Raw genomic sequence first — 19,078 nt, 5'->3', positions numbered from 1 at the left:
AGGGCTGCTGCTTGGCAGCCACCGATGACCTATGAGCCAGACTGAAACGACCGAGACCCGCAGCTACACCGACGTAGCGGTGGGGGTGCTGATCCGCGAAAGCGACAATGCCCTGCTGATTACAAGCCGCCCCATGGGCAAACCGCGTGCGGGCTGGTGGGAGTTCCCCGGTGGCAAGCTGGAGGCGGGCGAGAGCGTGGAAGAGGCGCTGCGCCGCGAACTGATCGAAGAGCTGGGCATCCGCATCGACAACTGCATTGCCTGGAAGGTGACCGAGCACAACTACAGCCATGCGCTGGTGCGCCTGCACTGGTGCAAGGTGACGCAGTGGTCGGGAGATTTTGAAATGCGTGAAGGCCAGCAGATGTCCTGGCAGCAATTGCCGCTGACGGTGAGTCCGGTGCTGGAGGGCTCATTCCCGGTGCTGCAATGGCTGAGCGAGGAGCGCGGCCTGCCTTTTGATGCGGACGCCTATGTGCAAGCGGCGCAAGCTGCCATGAAATAAGCGGGGCAGCACCCACGGGTGCTGCGCTGACACCAGGTGCTGTGTTTTCAGTCTTCGAGGCGGGGATCGCCGTAGGGCTGGTCCAGCGGCGGGGATTGTGCGGGCACCCGAAAATCCTCATTGCCCCAGGCGCCCAGGTCAATGAGCTTGCAACGCTCGCTGCAAAAGGGGCGAAACCGGTTGCTGCGTGCAAAGCTGGATGGCCCAGCGCACTGGGGGCACTGGATGCTGGGGAGTGCTGTATCTGCGGAAGAACTCATCGGGCTATTGTAGGGCGGCTTGGCTTGCCGCCCGATGCGTCAGGCATGTAGGCGCTTAAGCGCAGAGAACCATCTCGTATTGGCCGTCCTGCGTGGTCAGGCCCAACTGGCCGTTTTCGGTCTTTTGCAGCATGCGGATCGAGATCATCAGCCGGTTGCCGCTGATCTCGGGCACCAGGTTGGCGCTCGGATCCATCTTGAGGCGCAGCAGCTGGTAGATGCGGCCTTGGGGCAGGTTCTGCTGGAACTGGCCGCGCACGGTCGCAATGCGTTGCGGCGCGCCGGCATCACGAAACAGCCGCAGCAGCAAGATGAGGGCGCTGGCCAGGGGGGCAAACGAGGCCGTCCAGCCTTGCAGGTCGGCTCTGCGGCTGCTGCTGTCGGCATGCAACCAGGCATGGTAGCTGGGCAGGTCAAAGGTGCAGGTGCCACCAGGGATGCCGGTGCGGTTGCGGATGGCCATCAGCCATTCATTCTCGATCAGCAACTGGCTGGGTTTGCCATTTTGGGCACGCAACTGGGCATGGGCCGTGTCGATCTGGACAATGACCTTGTCCAGCATATCGACGGCAATCATCGGGTTGTCGCGGTAGGCGTTGAACTGCTGGCGCTGGCGCTCCAGGTCCTTGAGCAGGTCGGTCTTGAGATCGCTGCGGGAAGCCACGTCCATCACCTCGAACAAGGTGGTGATGGCAAAGTGGTGGTCGATGTCCGTGTCGCGCTGCAGGAGTACGTCAAGCCGGCGCAGCAAATACTCCAGGCGGAGATAGGCTCGCACACGTTCGTTGAAGGGGTACTCGTAAATGATCACGGATCAGTGAGGCTGGCGAGAGCGGAAGTTGGCTATCAATCGATTGTATAGGTCGAATACTTCATCGCCTAGCGCTTGTAACGACAGCGTTTCATTCCAAAGCACCCAGTCGGCTTTGCGCAGCCGCTGCAAGCGGCTGGCCTGCTGCGCCATGATGGCCTCGATAGCCGACTCGGGCAACTGGTTGCGCTGCTGCACGCGCGCGATCTGGGTGCGCTCCAGGCAGTCCACCACAATCACCTGGTCCAAGCGCGCGCTCCATTGGCTGGATTCGGCCAGCAGCGGGATGTCAAAGATCACCAGCGGTGCATCGGTATTGCTGCTGGCGTACTGGTACTGCTGGTCGATGTGCTGGCGAATCAGCGGATGCAGGATGCCTTCGAGCTGGGCCTTGAAGGCGGGATCGCGAAAGGCGGCCTCTCGCATCTGTGCGCGGTCCAGTGCGCCATCGGCATTGATGAAGTGAGCGCCCATCTGCGCTGCAATCGGGCTGATGCCTGCGCCGCCCGCCAGGGTCAGGCTGCGGGCAATCTGGTCGGCATCGATCACGTGGCAGCCCCACTGCGCAAAGCTTTGCGCCACCGTGCTTTTGCCGCTGCCGATTCCGCCGGTGATGCCAATGCGCGGTCGCATATCAGGGCTGCAACAAGCGGTCGACAATGCCGGAGCCGAACCACATCACCAAAAACCCGGCGCCCGCCAAAAAGGGGCCAAAGGGGATGTAGCCGCCTTCGCGCAGGTTCGAGAAGATCTTCATCGCAATGCCGATGACCGCACCCACGACGGAGGAGAACAATGCGATAGGTATCAGTGCTTGCCAGCCAAACCAGGCGCCCAGCGCGGCCAGCAGCTTGAAGTCGCCATAGCCCATGCCTTCCTTGCCCGTCAGCAATTTGAAGGCCCAGTAAATCAGCCACAGCGACAGATAACCGATCGCTGCACCAAACAGCGAGTCCTTGAGGGATACGTCAATCCAGCCCATGGCGCTGCACAGCAGGCCTGCCCAGAGCAAGGGCAGGGTGAGGTCATCGGGCAGCAGGGTCGTGTCCCAGTCGATCAGGGCTGCCGTCAGCAGTACCGAGGCAAAAAAGCACCAGGCCATGCCCGTAGCGCCCAGGCCCCAGCGGTGGATGCAATAGGCCCAGAGCAGGCTGTTGGCGATTTCAACAACTGGGTAGCGGGCGGAGATGCGCGCACTGCATTGGCTGCAACGGCCACGCAGAAACAGCCAGCTGATCACCGGCACATTCTCATACCAGCGAATCTGGTGGCTGCAATGCGGGCAGCGCGAGGCGGGAGTCCAGAGGTTGAAGCGATCCGCTTTGGCCTCCGGCGGCGTGTCAGATTCAGGAGCTTGCGTGCTGTCCGCCGCTGCCAGCATGTCCTGGGCGTCGCGCCGCCATTGGCGCTCCAGCATCAGCGGCAGGCGGTGTACGACCACATTCAAAAAGCTGCCGACCAGCAGACCGAGCAGGGCAAACAGCCCTGTGTTCAATTGCGCTTCGGACATGCTTAAACCACCTGGCCGAGCTTGAAAATAGGCAGGTACATGGATACCACAATGCCGCCAATGATCGTGCCCAGGAACACGATGATGATGGGCTCCATCAGGCTGGACAGGCCGGCGACGGCCTCATCCACTTCGGCTTCGTAAAAGTCGGCCGCCTTGCCCAGCATGTGGTCGATCGAGCCCGATTCCTCACCAATGGCACACATCTGCAGCACCATCGAGGGGAAGACATTGGCGTCGGACATCGCAACTGTGAGGCTGGTGCCGGTCGACACCTGCTGCTGGATCTTCTCGGTAGCCACCGCAAACACCGCATTGCCGGAGGCACCGCCCACCGAATCCAGGGCTTCAACCAGCGGCACACCGGCCGCAAACATGGTCGACAGGGTGCGCGTCCAGCGTGCGACGCAGGATTTTTCAATCAAGGGGCCAAAGATAGGGACCTTCAGCAGCCAGCGGTCCATCGTGCGCTGCATTTTCTCGCTGCGCTTCCAGGCCTGCAAAAAGAAGTAGATGCTGCCGCCAATGCCAAAGAAGATCAGGTACCAGTAGCTCACAAAGAACTCGCTGATGGCCATCACGATCAAGGTGGGGCCGGGCAGATCGGCGCCGAACGAGGAGAACACATCCTTAAAAGCCGGGATCACAAAGATCATGATGATGGCCACCACGACAAAGGCCACGATCACCACCGAGGTCGGGTACATCAGGGCCGAGCGGATCTTGCTCTTGATGGCCTCGGTCTTTTCCATGTAGGTGGCCAGGCGGTCGAGCAGGCCTTCCAAAATACCGGCCGCTTCACCGGCCTCCACCAAGTTGCAATACAGCGCGTTGAAGTAGATGGGGTGGCGGCGGAAAGCGGTGCTCAGCGACGAGCCCGATTCCACATCGCTGCGCACATCGTTGAGCAGCTTGGTCACGCTGGGGTTGGTGCTGCCCCGGCCGACGATGTCAAAAGCCTGCAGCAGCGGCACACCCGCCTTCATCATGGTGGCCAGCTGGCGCGTGAACAAGGCAATGTCTTTGGGCTTGATGCGCTTGCCCGAGCGCATGCGGCGCTTTTTGATCTTGGACGGCAAAATGCCCTGCCGGCGCAAGGATGCGATGACCTGGTTTTCGCCGCCCGCGCGGGATTCGCCGCGCACGATCTTGCCGTTGCGGTCCTTGCCTTCCCACTCATAAACGGCTTCGTTCGATGTTTTCTTATTGACTGTGGTTGCCATTTATCCCTGCCCTCGTTGCTTTATTCGTTGGTGACGGCTAAGACCTCTTCCAGTGAGGTCAGTCCCTTTTTGACCTTGTGCAGGCCGGATGCGCGCAAGGAGCGAACATTTTCTATGCTGGCCTGTTCCGCGATTTCCAGTGCGCTGCCATCGCGCAAGATGATGCGCTGTGTTTCTTCGGAGATGGGCATCACCTGGTAAATGCCCAAACGCCCCTTGTAGCCGTTGTTGCAGGCATCGCAGCCCACCGCCTCGTAAGGCATCCAGGTACCGTCCAGCTCTTCTTCCTTGAATCCGGCCTCTAGCAGGGCCTCATGCGGAATCTCGGTGGGCCGCTTGCAGATGGGGCAGAGCTTGCGCGCCAAGCGCTGCGCGGTGATCAGGATCACGCTGGAGGCGATATTGAATGGCGCAATGCCCATATTGCGCATACGCGTCAATGTCGTGGGTGCATCGTTGGTGTGCAGGGTGGACAGCACCAAGTGGCCGGTCTGCGCGGCCTTGATGGCGATGTCGGCCGTCTCCAGATCCCGGATTTCACCGACCATGATGATGTCGGGATCCTGGCGCAGAAAGGATTTGAGCGCGGTGGCAAAGGTCAGGCCGGCCTTTTCGTTGACGTTGACCTGGTTGACCCCTGGCAGGTTGATTTCAGACGGGTCTTCAGCGGTGGCAATGTTGACCGCTGGCGTATTGAGAATGTTCAGGCAGGTATAGAGCGACACGGTCTTGCCCGAACCCGTGGGCCCAGTGACCAGAATCATGCCGTAGGGCCGCTTGATGGCGCTGAGCAGGCGCGCCTTCTCTTCGGGCTCGTAGCCCAGCGCATCGATACCCAGCTTGGCGCTGCTGGGGTCGAGAATACGGATCACGATTTTCTCGCCAAACAAGGTGGGCAAGGTGCTGACCCGGAAGTCGATCACGCGATCGGCGCCGATCTTGAGCTTCATGCGTCCATCCTGGGGCACGCGCTTTTCGGAGATGTCCAGGCGCGAGATCACCTTGATGCGCGAGGCCAGCTTGTCCTTGATGGCGGGTGGGGGCGAGGCAATTTCGCGCAACTCGCCGTCGATGCGAAAACGGATGCGGTACTGGTGTTCGTAAGGCTCGAAGTGCAAGTCGGATGCGCGCGCATTGAACGCGTCAATCAGCATCTTTTGCAAAAACTTGACGATAGGCGCGTCTTCGACTTCGGTCTCGTCGCTGTTGCTATCCGTGTTCACCGATTCATCGTCAATCTCGAACTCATTGAGATTGACATCGCCGGTGATCATGTCCTGGATGTTGTCGCCGCCCTTTTTGGCCACCGACTCCAGCGCCTTGATCAGCTTGGCATGTTCGGCGATCACCCAGTCCACGCTCAGTTGGGTGGAGAACTTGATCTGCTCGGCCACCGAATGGTCGGTCGGGTCGGCGGTGACCACGACCAGGCGGTTGCCACGCTTGGCCAGCGGAATGATCTTGTTGGTCAGTGCCAGCTTAGTATCGAGCAGGCCCGTGGCCAATTTGCTCAGGTCGATGGCATCGAGATCGACCATGGGAGCGCCATAGACGGTGGAGATGATGCTGGCAACATCACTGCTGGAGACGGCACCGCTCGCTACCAGCTCGCCAATAAAGCTGTTCTTGCTTTTGAGGCTGGTGGCGTACAGGGCCTCAGCCTTGGCAACGGGAAGCTTTCCACTGGCAACCAGGGCTCTGGCGATACCGGGAAGGGCGACGGCTTTTTGGGGGGTGTTGATGTCAGGCATGTAAAGGGGACGCCTATCGTCGATAGCCTCGCTGCGTAATCCGGCAAACTGTAGCAGTTGTTCGGAGATTTAACAAAAAAATGCGCCCTGCAGCAGTGCAACTGCAGTGGATGCGCGACAGTCGGCACAGACAGTCCCGTCTGTGCATGGCCGCTGAGGGCGTTACTCTCGGCGATCCAGCAATTGCGATGCCAAGGTGTTCAGCGCCTGGGTGTAGGCATTGCGGGGCAGCAAGGCGAGGCAATCGATGGCCTCCTGGGCCTGCAGCGCAGCGGCTGCCCGGGTCGCCTCCAGCGAACCGGTGTCCTTGACGACCTGTACGATATCGGCCATGTGCGGTGTGGAGCCTTGTTCGATGGCGTCGACAATCATCTGCCGATCTTGCGCTTTGGCGCGCTGCATGGCAATGATCAAAGGCAGGGTGACTTTGCCTTCGCGCAAATCATCGCCAATATTCTTACCCATCACCGTGGTGTCGCCGTCGTAGTCCAGCGCATCGTCGATCACCTGAAAGGCGGTGCCCAGCGAGCGCCCATAGTTGGCGCAGGCCTCTTCCAGATCTGCAGGCGCGTCGGTCAGCACGGCCGCGAGGCGGGCACTGGCCTCAAACAGCTTGGCGGTCTTGGAGCGTATGACGGCGAGATAGCCCGCTTCATCCAGGTCTACGTTATGCGTGTTGATCAGCTGCTGCACCTCGCCCTCGGCGATGATGTTTGTCGCCTCCGACAGAATCTGCATGACGCGCATGCTGTCGGCATCGACCATCATCTGGAAAGCGCGGGAGTGCAGAAAATCCCCGACGAGCACACTGGCCGCGTTGCCAAAGCTCTCGTTGGCAGTGGGTTTTCCGCGCCGCATGGTGGATTCGTCGACCACATCGTCGTGCAGCAAGGTGGCGGTATGGATGAACTCGACCACCGCCGCCAGGTTGAAATGCTGCTCACCCCGGTACTCCAGCGCACCCGCCACCAGCAGCAGCAGCGCCGGGCGCAAACGCTTGCCTCCGGCCGAGATGATGTAGTGCGAGACCTCGCCAATCAGCGGTACGGAGGAGCTCAGGCGCCTGGCAATCACGGCGTCAACCTGTCGCATATCGCCAGCGACGAGGCTCAAAGGGTTGGACGGGTTGGGAGTGTTGGACTCGGACAAGGCGGCTATCTCGGCATTTTATGGATACCGCATTATAGAAACGAGAGCAGCGCCCCTTGCGCACATGCCCGCTTGTCCGCCTGGGGGATGCGCCTTCTGCGGCGCCGTTGTGGTGCAAAAGCTCGTGGAGTTTGCGTGCTTCAAGGCCCTGTGCTACAATATTTGGCTCTTGCGAAATTTCTTTGTGAGACTATCCCCTTTTTAGAGGTTCTTATGTACGCGGTCATAAAAACCGGTGGCAAACAGTATCGTGTTGCTTCCGGCGAAAAAATCAAGGTAGAACAGATCGCTGCGGACGTAGGCCAAGAAATCGTGATCGACCAGGTTCTGGCAGTCGGCGACGGCGCAGAGTTGAAGGTTGGTACGCCCTTGGTGTCCGGAGCAACTGTGACGGTTACGGTAGTAGCCCACGGCAAGCACGACAAAGTGCGCATTTTCAAAATGCGTCGTCGTAAGCACTATCAAAAGCGCCAAGGCCATCGCCAGCAGTTCACCGAGCTGCAAATCGGTGCGATTGCAGCTTAACAGGAGCTATATAGCATGGCACAGAAAAAAGGCGGCGGCTCTACGCGCAATGGACGTGATTCCAAGCCAAAAATGCTGGGTGTGAAGGCTTTCGGTGGTCAATTGATCAGCGCTGGCTCGATCATCGTGCGTCAACGCGGCACCAAGTTCCACCCCGGCAGCAATGTCGGTCTGGGCAAGGACCACACCTTGTTTGCTCTGGTGGACGGCCACGTGTCGTTCGAAACCAAGGGCGCTTTGTCCAAGCACACGGTGAGCATCACCAAGGCTGCTTAAGACAAGACAAGTGTCTCAAAGGCCTTCATTGGCCTTGTCCAAAGCCCCGCGCAGTCGGGGCTTTGGTGTTTTTGGGCCGACCCGCTTGGCGCCCCGGTGCGACAATAGCGGTTTTGGCAAGGCTGCAGCTTCTGCCTGCAGCAGATTAATTCCCGCCACTCCTGTACGAGAGCGGGTGGATAACGACCATGAAATTCGTAGATGAAGCGTTTATTGACATTGCAGCTGGCGATGGTGGCAATGGCTGTGTGTCGTTCCGCCATGAAAAGTACAAGGAGTTTGGTGGCCCGGACGGTGGTGATGGTGGCCGCGGCGGCCATGTGTACGCCTTGGCAGACGTCAACCTCAACACCCTGATCGACTACCGCTACTCGCGACGCCACGACGCCGAGCGCGGTGAACACGGCAAGGGCTCGGACATGTTTGGCTGCGCAGGCAAGGACATCACCTTGCACATGCCAGTGGGCACCATCATTACCGATGCCGAGACCGGCGAGGTGCTGTTTGAATTGCTCAATCCCGGCGAGGTGATCACCATTGCCAAGGGCGGTGATGGTGGTTTTGGCAACCTGCGCTTCAAGAGCGCGATCAACCGAGCACCCCGCCAGAAAACCCCAGGCTGGAAAGGCGAGCGCCGCAATTTGAAGCTGGAGCTCAAGGTGCTGGCCGATGTGGGCCTGCTGGGCATGCCCAATGCCGGCAAGTCGACCTTTATTGCTGCGGTCTCCAACGCCCGCCCCAAAATTGCAGACTACCCGTTCACCACCCTGCACCCCAACCTGGGCGTTGTGCGCGTAGGCCCTGAAAAAAGCTTTGTGGTGGCTGACATCCCAGGTTTGATCGAAGGTGCGTCTGATGGCGCCGGCCTGGGTCACCAGTTCCTGCGCCATTTGCAGCGCACTCGCTTGCTGCTGCATGTGGTGGACCTGGCGCCGTTTGACGAGGGCGTGGACCCGGTGGCGCAGGCCAAGGCGATTGTCACCGAGCTCAAGAAGTACGACGAAGACCTCTACAACAAGCCGCGTTGGCTGGTGCTCAACAAGCTCGATATGGTGCCGGGCGATGAGCGGGTCGCCAAGGTCAAGGACTTCGTCAAGCGCTACAAGTGGAAAGGCCCGGTCTACGAGATCTCGGCCCTGACGCGCGAGGGCTGCGAGCCCTTGATCAAGGAAATCTTCCAGTTCGTGCACAAAATGCAGAAGGCCGAGCACGAGCCGCAAGAAATCGATCCGCGCTTTGCAGCGGAAGGCGAGCTGGCGCAGCCTGATCTGTCGGACGATCCGCGCTTTTCGACGCCGGATTGATCGGCGGTCCCTGCTCTCCCGGGTTACCCATTTATTGACAGCAGCTTGCGCTCGCCAGGCGGGCGCAAACGCCAGAGAAAAGCAAAAATGGCATCGAATGTACTGCGCGACGCACGTCGCATCGTGGTCAAGGTCGGCTCCAGCCTGGTCACCAACGAAGGCAAGGGCCTCGATGAGGGCGCCATCACCGAATGGAGCCGCCAGCTCGCGGCCCTGGTGCATGGCGAAGGCGGTGCCAAGCGCGAAGTCATCATGGTCTCCAGCGGCGCGGTGGCCGAAGGCATGAAGCGCCTGGGCTGGTCCCAGCGACCCAAAGAGATCCATGAATTGCAGGCCGCTGCTGCTGTCGGCCAGATGGGCCTGGTGCAGATGTACGAGACCAAGCTGCGTGAGCAAAACCTGGGCAGTGCCCAGGTGCTGTTGACCCATGCAGACTTGGCAGACCGTGAGCGCTACCTCAATGCGCGTGTCACCTTGCTGACCTTGCTGCAGCTGGGCGTGGTGCCGGTCATCAACGAGAACGACACCGTCGTCAACGACGAAATCAAGTTCGGCGACAACGACACCCTGGGCGCGCTGGTCGCCAACCTGGTGGAGGCCGATGCGCTGGTGATTTTGACCGACCAGAAGGGCCTCTACACCGCCGACCCGCGCAAGGAGCCCGATGCCGCGTTTGTGCACGAAGCGCAAGCGGGCGATCTGAAGCTGGAAGCCATGGCCGGTGGCGCGGGCTCCGGCATTGGCAAGGGCGGCATGCTCACCAAGATCCTGGCGGCCAAGCGGGCGGCGGGCTCAGGGGCATCCACGGTGATTGCCTGGGGGCGCGAGCAGAATGTGCTGCTGCGCTTGGCCGCTGGCGAGGCCATCGGTACTTTGCTGGTAGCTGCCACGCACAAGAACCAGGCGCGCAAGCAGTGGATGATGGACCACTTGCAAATGCATGGCTATGTCACGGTGGACGAAGGCGCCGCGCAGAAGCTGCGCAGCGCTGGCAAGAGCCTGTTGCCCATCGGCATGGTCAGCGTGCATGGCGAGTTCTCACGCGGCGAGGTGATTGGCGTGCGCGACCCGCAAGGCGTTGAGCTGGCACGCGGCCTGGCCAATTACAGCAGCGCCGAAGCACGGCGCCTGTGCCGCAAGCCATCGGCAGAATTTGAGCAGTTGCTGGGCTACACCGGTGAGCCTGAGATGCTGCACCGTGACAACATGGTGCTGACGGGGCACTGATCCCGCAACGCTGCTGCTGCTTGCAAACGCAGTGCCCATGTAAAAAGCGTCCTTGGTAGGACGCTTTTTGCGCTGAGCTAACCGTTGCTTCTGCCAGGGTCGTGACCAGCATTCCCGGGATCGGGGTCAAAGCTGGCTCCCGGCGGCAACTCCATGTCCTGCATCATGCGCAAAGGGGAGTGGTAGCTGACCACGGTGGTCACCGACACCTGCAGGGTTTCGGTGGCCATCATCTCTCCTTCGTGCGGCTCCCCATCGCGCAAGCGCGCATTGCTGCGCAAGTAGCGGTTGCGCGGATCGTTGCGCGGCACATAGCGGGACAGCTCGGTCAACGCCATCTCGTAGACTCCGCGCTTGAATTCCACCACCACATCCAGCGGCACCCAGTAGTCATTCCAGCGCCAGGCATCAAACTCCGGATGGTTGGTGGCGCGCAGATTCAAATCCCAGTCGTGCCCCGTTAACTGGAGCAAAAACCAAATTTGCTTTTGTCCGCGATAATAGCCCCTGGCATCGCGGCGGATGAAGCGTTCGGGCACCTCGTACCGTAGCCAATCCCGCGTTCTAGCCACAATACGTACATGCTCCGGTCGCAAGCCCACTTCCTCATGCAGCTCTCGAAACATCGCCTGCTCGGGGGTTTCTCCACGGTCGATACCACCCTGCGGAAACTGCCAGCTATGGGTGCGGATGCGCTTGCCCCAAAACACCTGATTGCGCTGGTTGAGCAGGATGATGCCGACGTTTGGCCTAAAGCCATCTCGGTCCAGCATAATCTAACCCCAATTTTTTAAACTGTGTCCATTATGCCTGTGCCTTGAAGCCATCTTCAAGGGGGCAACTACTAGGGCCATTGCCATAGACTATGAAAGCTTCGCAATTTCTTATCTCGACCCTGAAGGAAGCGCCTGCGGACGCTGAGATCGCTAGCCACCAGCTGATGACCCGCGCGGGCATGATCAAAAAGCTCGGTGCCGGTATCTACAACTACATGCCCATGGGGCTGCGTGTGATCCGCAAGGTCGAGGCCATCGTCCGTGAGGAGATGAACCGCGCCGGTGGCATCGAGGTGACCATGCCCGTGGTCCAGCCCGCCGAGCTGTGGCAAGAGACCGGCCGCTTTGACAAGATGGGCGCTGAGCTGCTGCGCATCAAGGACCGCCACGCGCGTGACTTTGTCATCCAGCCCACCAGCGAAGAGGTGGTGACCGACATCGCCCGCCAGGAGTTCAAGAGCTACAAGCAGCTGCCCAAGAACCTCTACCAGATCCAGACCAAGTTCCGCGACGAGCGCCGTCCCCGCTTTGGCCTGATGCGCGGGCGCGAGTTCATCATGAAGGACGCCTACTCCTTCGACAAGGACCGCGATGCGGCACAGATCAGCTACCAGACCATGCGCGCCGCCTACAAGCGCATTTTTGACCGCTTTGGTCTGCAGTACCGTGCCGTGCGTGCGGACAGCGGTGCCATCGGTGGCGATCTGAGCGAAGAGTTCCAGGTGATTGCCGCGACCGGTGAGGACGCGATTGTCTACTGCCCCAACAGCGACTACGCCGCCAACATCGAGAAGGCCGAAAGCCTGGCGCCCACGCAGCCCCGTGCGGCTGCTGCGCAGGCCATGGCCAAGACGGCCACGCCGGGCAAGAGCACCTGCGCCGATGTGGCCCAGCTGCTGAACCTGCCGTTGGCCAACACCGTCAAATCGCTGGTGCTGGCCACCGACGAGACCAATGACAAGGGCGACATCCTCGGCTCCCAGGTCTGGCTGCTGCTGCTGCGCGGCGACCATGACATGAACGAGATCAAGGTGGGCAAGGTCGAAGGCCTGGCCAACTTCCGCTTTGCAACGCTGTCCGAGATTGAAGAGCACTTTGGCTGCCAGCCTGGCTACCTGGGCCCGATCGGTTTGAAGAAACCCCTCAAGCTGGTGGTGGACCGCGATGTGGCCGTGATGGCCGACTGGGTCTGCGGTGCCAATGAGGCGGACTACCATTTGACCGGCGTGAACTGGGGCCGTGACCTGCCCGAACCCGTGTTGGTGGCCGACCTGCGCAATGTGGTTGCCGGCGATCTGTCGCCAGACGGCAAAGGCGAGTTGGCGATCGAGCGCGGTATCGAGATCGGCCATGTGTTCTACCTGGGCACCAAGTACTCCAAGGCGATGAAGGCCACCTTCCTGGCGGAGAACGGCAAGCCCAGCGAGTTCGAGATGGGCTGCTACGGCATCGGTATCACCCGCCTGCCAGCGGCTGCCGTGGAGCAAAACCATGACGAGCGCGGCATCATCTGGCCTGATGCGATTGCCCCCTTCACCGTGGTGATCTGCCCCATCGGCATGGACCGCAGCGAGGCCGTCAAGACTGCGGCTGAAAAGCTACACGCCGACTTGTTGGCCGCTGGCGTCGATGTGATACTGGACGACCGCGGCGAGCGCCCAGGCGCGATGCTGGCCGATTGGGAGCTGATTGGCGTGCCCCACCGCGTGGTGCTGGGTGACCGGGGCCTGCAAGAAGGCATGGTCGAGTACCAGCAGCGCCGCGACACCGCAGCCACCAAGGTGCCTGTGGACGAGGTGTTCAGCTTCATCACCAGCCGCCTGGCCTGATGCGGGCCATGGGCTGCACGCGCAGCCCATGCCGCCAGGCGCAGCAAAATATTCATAAGAGGGATCGATCGAGAATGTCAGGCTCACGCATTGCTTTACCTGCGGGCGTATCACGCCGCGCGGCCATGGCATCGTTGCTGGCGGGGCCAGGTGCTTGGCTGGCTGCGCCGCAGGCAGCACTGGCGGGTGGCCAGTTGGAAGAGCCCTTGATCGACTCCGTGCGCTCGGCGCTCACGGCAGCCATCGGCAGCGCCGCGCCGCCGGAGCCCGTGTTTGTCTCGACCGAGGCCAAGATTGTCTATCTGCGCTGGCTGGGTGCCATGAGTGACCGCCTGCGCCGGCGCAAGCCTGACTGGGAAGTGCGCCGCGATTTTCTGCAGACCGTCTGGTATGAAGCCCGGCGTGCGCGCCTCGATGAATCGCTGGTGCTGGGCCTGATCCAGGTCGAAAGCGGTTTTCGCAAGTTCGCGATGTCCAATGTCGGGGCTCGCGGCTATATGCAGGTGATGCCTTTTTGGACCCGGGTGATTGGCGATGGCGATGCTGCCAAGCTGTTCCACATGCAGACCAATCTGCGCTTTGGCTGCGTGATTCTGCGCCACTACCTGGACCGCGAGAAGGGCGATCTGTTCATGGCACTGGGCCGCTACAACGGCAGCCGGGGCAAGGACACCTACCCCAACTTGGTCTATGGCGCCCAGCGCCAATGGATATTCGAGAACAAGGTCGAAGCCTGAGGCCTGCCGTCTGGAGGCGCGCCAAGCGCATCATGCGCATTTGGGGCTCCCCATGAAAAACCACCGCATGCGGTGGTTTTGGCTTTGGCCGTCGGCCCGGTTATGCCACCAGGCTGCTGGTGGCCGGTGGCAGCGGCGAGTCGGGCACCTTGTTCGGGTCCACGATGGTGACCAGGACCTGGTCGATGCGGTAGCTGTCCACATCCATCACCTCGAACTGGTACTTGCCCCAAACCACCTTGTCCGTGCGGCGCGGGATGCGGCGCAGCATCACCATCAAAAAGCCGCCCAGGGTCTCGTACTCGTCGGAATGCGGCAGGTCGTCCAGCAGCAAGGTGCGCTCCACATCCTCGATGGGCGTGATGCCGTCGATCAACCAAGAGGTTTCGTCGCGGCGCACGATCAGCTCCTCATCGACCGGGCCCATCAGGTCGCCCATGACGGTGCTCATCACATCGTTGAGCGTGACCACGCCGACCACCAGGCTGTACTCGTTGACGATGATGGCAAAGTCCTCATGCGCCTGCCGGAACTGCTGCAGCACCTCGGCCAGGGTCAGCCGGTCGGGCACAACCAGGGCCTTTTTCACCAGGCCTTCGTCGTGCAGCTTCATCGGCAGGTTGTTCAGCGCGCGCTGGAACAGGTCCTTGGCATCGACATAGCCGACCACATGGTCAATATCGCCTGCGCAGACCGGGTAGGTTGAAAAAGGCTCCTCGGCAATGCGGGCGCGGATGATGTCGTCGCTGTCGTCCTGGTAGAAAAAGGCGATGCGGTCGCGCTGTGTCATCGCCGAGCCGACCGTGCGTGTGTCAAGTTCGAACAGGTTGGCAATTACCTGCTGCTCCTGCGCGGCTAGTACACCGGCCTTGGCACCGGCCTCGGTCATGGCCAGAATGTCTTCATAGGTGATTTTTTCATCACGGATGGTCGACAGCCCCAGCACGCGAAACATGGCATCCGCCGCTTTGCTGTAGAACCAGACCACCGGTTTGAACAGCGTCATGCACCACTGCATGGGCCGCGACACCCGCAGCGCCAGCGCCTCGGGTTCGGCCATCGACAGGCGCTTGGGCAGCAGGTCGGCGAGCAAGATGAACAGCGAGGTCACCACGGTGAACGAGAACAGAAAGCCGACGGTCTGTGCCGTGGCCGGCTCCAGCCAGCGGCTGGCCAGGCCAGAGACCACGGGACTGAGCGCGCCTTCGCCAACGATGCCGCCGAGAATGGCCACCGCATTCTGGCCCACCTGCACCACGGTGAAATACTCACCGGGCTGCTCCTGGACCTTCATCACACGCTCTGCACGCGGGTCACCGTCATCGACCATTTGCCGCAATCGCAGGCGGCGCGAAGCGGCCAGCGATATCTCCGCCATGGAGAAAAAGGCGCTGAAGCTGATCAGCAAGGCAATGACAAGAAGACTCTGCGTGAGATTCATAGAAACCCGTGTTGGAGCAGTGCAGACCGGCTGCTCACATTTTTCGGCAAAAGCGGTGGTGGCGCGCGAGGCACCAACGGTATGAATTCGTATTCAATGGTCGCATGCCCGTCTGGGGACTGGCAAGTGCTTTTGGTAGCAGACGCTTGAGGGCCGGTGCAAGTACCGGGCTGGCTCCTGGCGCGCGCAAGGGCGCCATTGGGGTCAAGGCTCGCGTGCTGCTGCGCTGAGCTTACCCCAGCTGCCCAGGCTGGGCCGCTGGCAAGGCCATTGGCCATGGCAACGGCGCAACGCTTGCCAGGCCTGGCACCAGACGCGAAAAAGCCGCCCGAGAGGCGGCTTGGTGTGCGCGGTGCGCGAGCCTGGCGCAGGGGTCAGAGGGTGGCCACCAGTTGCTGCAGCTCACCGGATTCGTACATTTCCATCATGATGTCCGAGCCGCCGACAAATTCGCCCTTGACGTACAGCTGGGGGATGGTGGGCCACTGGCTGTAGTCCTTGATGCCTTGGCGGATTTCAGGGTCTTCCAGCACATTGACGGTGGTCAGACCACGGGTCTCCACGCCACTGGCTTTGAGAATTTGAATGGCACGGCCGGAGAATCCGCATTGCGGAAAGCTGGCTGTTCCCTTCATGAACAGCACGATGTCATGGCCTTTGACCAGCTGGTCGATGCGTTGTTGGGTATCGCTCATGGATGGGCTCCGTCGGGGCGTGTGGGTTGCAATGTAATCAGCGCAGCGCTGGGAACAGGTTCTCAGATACGGGCGTTTTGCCGCAGTTCAAGCGCGGGCATGGCAGACATTATTTCACGGAAGCCCATTGTCCGCCGCTGGCGCGCTCGATGCCAGCGAGGTCCTTGCGGCTTTGCACCTGGGCAAAACCGCGCTGGGCCAGCAGTGCGCGCACGGCTTCTGCCTGGTTCCAGCCATGCTCGATCAGCAGCCAGCCGCCTTCGCCCAGATAACGCGGGGCGGTATCGACGATATGGCGAATGTCCTGCAGGCCATCGGCGCCGCTGGTCAAAGCCTGGCGCGGCTCGTGGCGCAGTGCAGGCATGTGCGGGTCATCGTCACGGATGTAGGGCGGGTTGCTGACGATGGCATCAAACGGCCCTTGCAGCGCCGACAGCCAGTGGCTGTGGGCAAAGCGCAGCGGCAGCTGCAGCCGTGCCGCATTGGCCTGGGCAACAGCCAGCGCATCGGTGCTGGCGTCGACCGCCCAGACCTCGGCAGCGGGCCGCGCATGCTGCAAGGCCAGCGCTATCGCGCCACTGCCGGTGCCCAGGTCGGCCAGGCGCAAGGCAGGCTGGCCCGGCGCGGCATCGGGCAGCAGCTCCAGCGCCCAGTCCACCAGGGTTTCGGTGTCCGGGCGCGGGTCCAGCACGCGGGCGTCTACCGCCAGGTCCAGCCCGTAAAAGCCTTTGTGTCCCGTCAGATAGGCCACCGGCTCGCCATCTGCGCGGCGTTGCAGCCATTGCTGCCACTGGCTGCTTTGCGCGGTGGTCAGGCAGTCGCCATCATGGGTGATGAGCCAGGCGCGCGCATGGGTGGGCTGGCCGTACAGGTGCAGCAACAGCATTTGCGCGTCGATGCGGGCGATGCCCAGCGCAGCGGCTTGCGCCAGCGCCTGGGTGACCGTGATGGGGGTAATCGGGGTGGAAGCATTCATGTCGATGCGCGATTCTCTGTTGCTGCGGGCTAGTGGTTGGCGGCCTGCACAAAGGGCCGCGATTGCAGGATCAAGATCTGCTCACCAGCAACCGCCCATTCAATATCTTGGGTACGGCCGCCAAACTGCTTTTCGATCGCAGCGCCGGCATGGGCCAGGCGTTTGACCAGTGCATCGCTCAGCACCTGGCGCTGCGCCACGGCGACTTCCTGCACGCCACCGCCGGGCGCCAGGCGCAGCTCGGTGTCTTCGGCAGAGCGGCTGAGCACCTGCACGGCCTGGCTGCGGCGCGCGTACAGCACCTGCTCGGCCACCCGCCGGCCTTCCACCACGCGGATGCCGATACCGCGCTTGGCGGCGATGAACACGCTGTTCTGTGTGCCGCCCAGCGGGTCGCGCGTGACCATCACGCCCGAGGCCTCGGAATCCACCGCTTGTTGCACCAGCACGGCCATGGCTACCTCATCCTGCGCAATGCCGGCGGCGCGGCGCGCTTCCCAGGCCTCAAAGTTAAAGACCGAGGCCCAGACCTTGCGCACGGCATCTTGCAGCGCTGCCTGGCCCTTCACATTGGGCACCGTGGTGTACAGACCCGCACCGCTAAAGCCGGGCAAATCCTCCGAGCTGGAGGAGCTGCGCACAAACACGCCCGCCTGCTGCAACTGGCTGGCCCAGCGCGCTTGCAGGCTGCTGGCAAAGGCGGCATCCAGCGGCATCTGTTCGATCTCGGCGCGCAGCGCAGCCAGCGCATTGCGGCGCACGGCGGCGTCGCTGTCAAAGCCGGGCTGCTGCTGCATGCGCGCTACTTTCTCTGCCAAGCCAAAACGCTGCATGGCACGGGCATAGGCGCCAAAGGGAACGCAAAAACCGTCTGGGACCGTGACGCCGGCAATGCCAGCATGCTGCAGCTCGCCCAGATTGGCAGCCTTGGCGCCGCACTGGCGGCGGTTGGCTGCTCGCAGCGCGGCCAGCGACTGCAGCGCAGTGCTGCGGGTATCTTTTTGGATGCTGGCACCGGCAATGCTGCGCTGGAGTGCGGATTGCTCGATGGCCTTCTCACGCTCTTGGGCCGTTGCCGCGCGCAGTTCGTAATCTTTGCTGCCCACGGTCAACCGCACCCATTGGCCATGCTGGGCTGCCAGCACCTGGCTGGCATCGCGCACATAGGCGTTGGGCACGCCCCAGCCCCGGGCCAGCAGGTTGACGTGCGACACCAGGGTCGAGGGCTGCTCGGTCAGCACGCCTGCCACGGGCGGCAGCGTGATGGGCACCTGGCGCAGCACGACGATGTCGCTGGGCTGCAGGTCATGGACTTGGTCCACGTCGTCCACCAGGCGCAAGCGGCCCACGGCCTGGCCGGGGTTCAGTGGCAAAAAGCGTTGCTGGCCGATCAGCGCGCTTTGCGTGACCGCTGCGATGCCCGCAGCGGCGGCGACCTGCTCTTGCGCGCTGGCGTTGGCCTTGAACTGCAGCGGCGCAAAAAAGTGGCTGTGCAGCTGTGCCGCCGTCTCGCGCAACAAGGGGGCGGTCAGCTGGTCGCCTTCCCAGAACTCAAACACAAAGCCGTCGATCTGCGGCTGCCAGCTGAGGGTGCCCAGGATAAAGCGGCGGCCCGCATCGCGGTAGTTGCGGTTCAGCGCCTCTTTGCCGCCGCTCAGCAGGCCTTGCGCGCGCAAAAAGCGGTCATGCAGCTGAAAGCGGGGGGTGTTGATGAAGTACAGCCGGGCTGCCGGCTTGGCCTGGCGGTCGATCACAAAGATCACATGGGGCTGGGCCAGCGGCGTGCCGGCGTTGTAGACCCGGGCCAGCTGGTCGAATGCGGCCCGGCTCTGCAGCTCGGCCGCAAACGGCAGGCTGCTGTGGTTGCCCATGGCCTGCGCGGGTGGCGTGCTGCCCGCTGGCCCGGCGATCAGCGCCTGCGGCGCAGCGCTGGGACTGGCGTTGCGCCCATCCTCGTACATCGATGGCTTGCGCGCCAGCTGCGCCGAGGCGCCACTGGCGGCCAGGGCCAGCGCTGTGTATCCCGCAGCACGCCAGGCAGCGCGCAACGCAAAACCGGGGTGGTGGCTGGGCATCGCAGGCC

The 19,078-nt window shown here is 62.0% G+C and carries 18 protein-coding genes and 1 pseudogene; 7 read left to right on the top strand and 12 right to left on the bottom strand.

The features are described from left to right. Nucleotides 1-31 precede the first annotated feature (31 nt). Nucleotides 32-505, top strand: coding sequence for an NUDIX domain-containing protein (locus tag M2375_RS02420; protein WP_259163701.1), 474 nt, complete (start codon nt 32-34; stop codon nt 503-505). A gap of 47 nt (nt 506-552) precedes the next feature. Here the strand turns inward: M2375_RS02420 and M2375_RS02415 are convergent, their stop codons facing one another. The 7 genes from M2375_RS02415 to M2375_RS02385 form a co-directional block, all read right to left on the bottom strand. Further along, nucleotides 553-765, bottom strand: a complete 213-nt coding sequence (locus tag M2375_RS02415) for a DNA gyrase inhibitor YacG (RefSeq protein WP_259163700.1) — start codon at nt 763-765, stop codon at nt 553-555. A gap of 55 nt (nt 766-820) precedes the next feature. Further along, the gene (gene zapD / locus M2375_RS02410; protein ID WP_259163699.1) at nt 821-1,576 is read right to left on the bottom strand and encodes a cell division protein ZapD; all 756 of its coding nucleotides are present in this window, start codon (nt 1,574-1,576) and stop codon (nt 821-823) included. Nucleotides 1,577-1,579: 3 nt separating this feature from the next. After that, nucleotides 1,580-2,209, bottom strand: a complete 630-nt coding sequence (gene coaE / locus M2375_RS02405; RefSeq protein WP_259163698.1) for a dephospho-CoA kinase — start codon at nt 2,207-2,209, stop codon at nt 1,580-1,582. 1 nt (nt 2,210) lies between these two features. Continuing rightward, nucleotides 2,211-3,086 carry an A24 family peptidase gene (locus tag M2375_RS02400; protein ID WP_259163697.1) on the bottom strand — a complete coding sequence of 292 codons (876 nt, stop codon included), beginning with the start codon at nt 3,084-3,086 and terminating at the stop codon, nt 2,211-2,213. 2 nt (nt 3,087-3,088) lie between these two features. Further along, the gene (locus M2375_RS02395) at nt 3,089-4,309 is read right to left on the bottom strand and encodes a type II secretion system F family protein (protein ID WP_259163696.1); all 1,221 of its coding nucleotides are present in this window, start codon (nt 4,307-4,309) and stop codon (nt 3,089-3,091) included. A 20-nt stretch (nt 4,310-4,329) separates the two neighbouring features. Next, nucleotides 4,330-6,060, bottom strand: coding sequence for a type IV-A pilus assembly ATPase PilB (pilB, locus tag M2375_RS02390; protein WP_259163695.1), 1,731 nt, complete (start codon nt 6,058-6,060; stop codon nt 4,330-4,332). Nucleotides 6,061-6,222: 162 nt separating this feature from the next. Then, nucleotides 6,223-7,152, bottom strand: a complete 930-nt coding sequence (locus tag M2375_RS02385; protein WP_259163961.1) for a polyprenyl synthetase family protein — start codon at nt 7,150-7,152, stop codon at nt 6,223-6,225. A 270-nt stretch (nt 7,153-7,422) separates the two neighbouring features. Here M2375_RS02385 and rplU point away from each other — a divergent pair, with 270 nt between their 5' ends. The 4 genes from rplU to proB all read left to right on the top strand — a co-directional run bounded on the left by rplU (nt 7,423) and on the right by proB (nt 10,541). Next, nucleotides 7,423-7,734: a 50S ribosomal protein L21 gene (rplU, locus tag M2375_RS02380; RefSeq protein ID WP_027011098.1), complete on the top strand. Its 312-nt coding sequence runs from the start codon at nt 7,423-7,425 to the stop codon at nt 7,732-7,734. Nucleotides 7,735-7,749: 15 nt separating this feature from the next. Further along, on the top strand, nt 7,750-8,010 hold the full coding sequence (gene rpmA, locus M2375_RS02375; protein ID WP_259163692.1) for a 50S ribosomal protein L27: 261 nt from the start codon (nt 7,750-7,752) through the stop codon (nt 8,008-8,010). 188 nt (nt 8,011-8,198) lie between these two features. After that, on the top strand, nt 8,199-9,314 hold the full coding sequence (gene cgtA, locus M2375_RS02370; protein ID WP_259163689.1) for an Obg family GTPase CgtA: 1,116 nt from the start codon (nt 8,199-8,201) through the stop codon (nt 9,312-9,314). An 87-nt stretch (nt 9,315-9,401) separates the two neighbouring features. Further along, nucleotides 9,402-10,541: a glutamate 5-kinase gene (gene proB, locus M2375_RS02365; protein WP_259163688.1), complete on the top strand. Its 1,140-nt coding sequence runs from the start codon at nt 9,402-9,404 to the stop codon at nt 10,539-10,541. A gap of 262 nt (nt 10,542-10,803) precedes the next feature. Here proB and M2375_RS02360 read toward each other — a convergent pair. After that, a pseudogene (locus tag M2375_RS02360) lies at nt 10,804-11,314 on the bottom strand (RNA pyrophosphohydrolase); the annotation flags it as partial. A 92-nt stretch (nt 11,315-11,406) separates the two neighbouring features. Here M2375_RS02360 and M2375_RS02355 point away from each other — a divergent pair. Both M2375_RS02355 and M2375_RS02350 read left to right on the top strand, forming a co-directional pair. Then, nucleotides 11,407-13,146 (top strand): proline--tRNA ligase, encoded by a 1,740-nt coding sequence (locus M2375_RS02355; protein WP_259163684.1) that lies wholly within the window; start codon nt 11,407-11,409, stop codon nt 13,144-13,146. Nucleotides 13,147-13,271: 125 nt separating this feature from the next. Then, entirely contained in the window at nt 13,272-13,883 is a 612-nt protein-coding gene (locus tag M2375_RS02350) for a lytic transglycosylase domain-containing protein (RefSeq protein WP_310473154.1), read from the top strand. A gap of 100 nt (nt 13,884-13,983) precedes the next feature. On the opposite strand, the gene M2375_RS02345 is transcribed toward M2375_RS02350, so the two are convergent. The 4 genes from M2375_RS02345 to M2375_RS02330 form a co-directional block, all read right to left on the bottom strand. Next, nucleotides 13,984-15,324: a hemolysin family protein gene (locus tag M2375_RS02345; protein WP_259163682.1), complete on the bottom strand. Its 1,341-nt coding sequence runs from the start codon at nt 15,322-15,324 to the stop codon at nt 13,984-13,986. A gap of 374 nt (nt 15,325-15,698) precedes the next feature. Then, nucleotides 15,699-16,019: a Grx4 family monothiol glutaredoxin gene (grxD, locus tag M2375_RS02340; RefSeq protein WP_133858703.1), complete on the bottom strand. Its 321-nt coding sequence runs from the start codon at nt 16,017-16,019 to the stop codon at nt 15,699-15,701. Nucleotides 16,020-16,128: 109 nt separating this feature from the next. Further along, nucleotides 16,129-16,995, bottom strand: coding sequence for a peptide chain release factor N(5)-glutamine methyltransferase (prmC, locus tag M2375_RS02335; RefSeq protein ID WP_259163679.1), 867 nt, complete (start codon nt 16,993-16,995; stop codon nt 16,129-16,131). A 29-nt stretch (nt 16,996-17,024) separates the two neighbouring features. Beyond that, a complete protein-coding gene (locus M2375_RS02330; RefSeq protein ID WP_259163678.1) occupies nt 17,025-19,070 on the bottom strand; it encodes a PEP/pyruvate-binding domain-containing protein in 2,046 nt (681 codons plus the stop codon). Between the last annotated feature and the right edge of the window lie 8 nt (nt 19,071-19,078).

Source organism: Comamonas sp. BIGb0152 (assembly GCF_024809975.1).
In the GTDB taxonomy this organism is placed as follows: Bacteria; Pseudomonadota; Gammaproteobacteria; order Burkholderiales; family Burkholderiaceae_C; genus Comamonas.
The sequence above is the reverse complement of the archived record's forward strand: the minus strand, read 5'-3'. Positions and strand labels throughout refer to the sequence as shown.

Excerpts from the sequence above, each read along its gene's own strand:
- M2375_RS02420 (WP_259163701.1), top strand. The coding sequence starts at position 32 with ATGAGCCAGACTGAAACGACCGAGACCCGCAGCTACACCGACGTAGCG.
- M2375_RS02415 (WP_259163700.1), bottom strand. The coding sequence starts at position 765 with ATGAGTTCTTCCGCAGATACAGCACTCCCCAGCATCCAGTGCCCCCAG.
- coaE (WP_259163698.1), bottom strand. The coding sequence starts at position 2,209 with ATGCGACCGCGCATTGGCATCACCGGCGGAATCGGCAGCGGCAAAAGC.
- M2375_RS02400 (WP_259163697.1), bottom strand. The coding sequence starts at position 3,086 with ATGTCCGAAGCGCAATTGAACACAGGGCTGTTTGCCCTGCTCGGTCTG.
- M2375_RS02395 (WP_259163696.1), bottom strand. The coding sequence starts at position 4,309 with ATGGCAACCACAGTCAATAAGAAAACATCGAACGAAGCCGTTTATGAG.
- pilB (WP_259163695.1), bottom strand. The coding sequence starts at position 6,060 with ATGCCTGACATCAACACCCCCCAAAAAGCCGTCGCCCTTCCCGGTATC.
- M2375_RS02385 (WP_259163961.1), bottom strand. The coding sequence starts at position 7,152 with ATGCGACAGGTTGACGCCGTGATTGCCAGGCGCCTGAGCTCCTCCGTA.
- rplU (WP_027011098.1), top strand. The coding sequence starts at position 7,423 with ATGTACGCGGTCATAAAAACCGGTGGCAAACAGTATCGTGTTGCTTCC.
- rpmA (WP_259163692.1), top strand. The coding sequence starts at position 7,750 with ATGGCACAGAAAAAAGGCGGCGGCTCTACGCGCAATGGACGTGATTCC.
- cgtA (WP_259163689.1), top strand. The coding sequence starts at position 8,199 with ATGAAATTCGTAGATGAAGCGTTTATTGACATTGCAGCTGGCGATGGT.
- proB (WP_259163688.1), top strand. The coding sequence starts at position 9,402 with ATGGCATCGAATGTACTGCGCGACGCACGTCGCATCGTGGTCAAGGTC.
- M2375_RS02355 (WP_259163684.1), top strand. The coding sequence starts at position 11,407 with ATGAAAGCTTCGCAATTTCTTATCTCGACCCTGAAGGAAGCGCCTGCG.
- M2375_RS02350 (WP_310473154.1), top strand. The coding sequence starts at position 13,272 with ATGGCATCGTTGCTGGCGGGGCCAGGTGCTTGGCTGGCTGCGCCGCAG.
- M2375_RS02345 (WP_259163682.1), bottom strand. The coding sequence starts at position 15,324 with ATGAATCTCACGCAGAGTCTTCTTGTCATTGCCTTGCTGATCAGCTTC.
- grxD (WP_133858703.1), bottom strand. The coding sequence starts at position 16,019 with ATGAGCGATACCCAACAACGCATCGACCAGCTGGTCAAAGGCCATGAC.
- prmC (WP_259163679.1), bottom strand. The coding sequence starts at position 16,995 with ATGAATGCTTCCACCCCGATTACCCCCATCACGGTCACCCAGGCGCTG.
- M2375_RS02330 (WP_259163678.1), bottom strand. The coding sequence starts at position 19,070 with ATGCCCAGCCACCACCCCGGTTTTGCGTTGCGCGCTGCCTGGCGTGCT.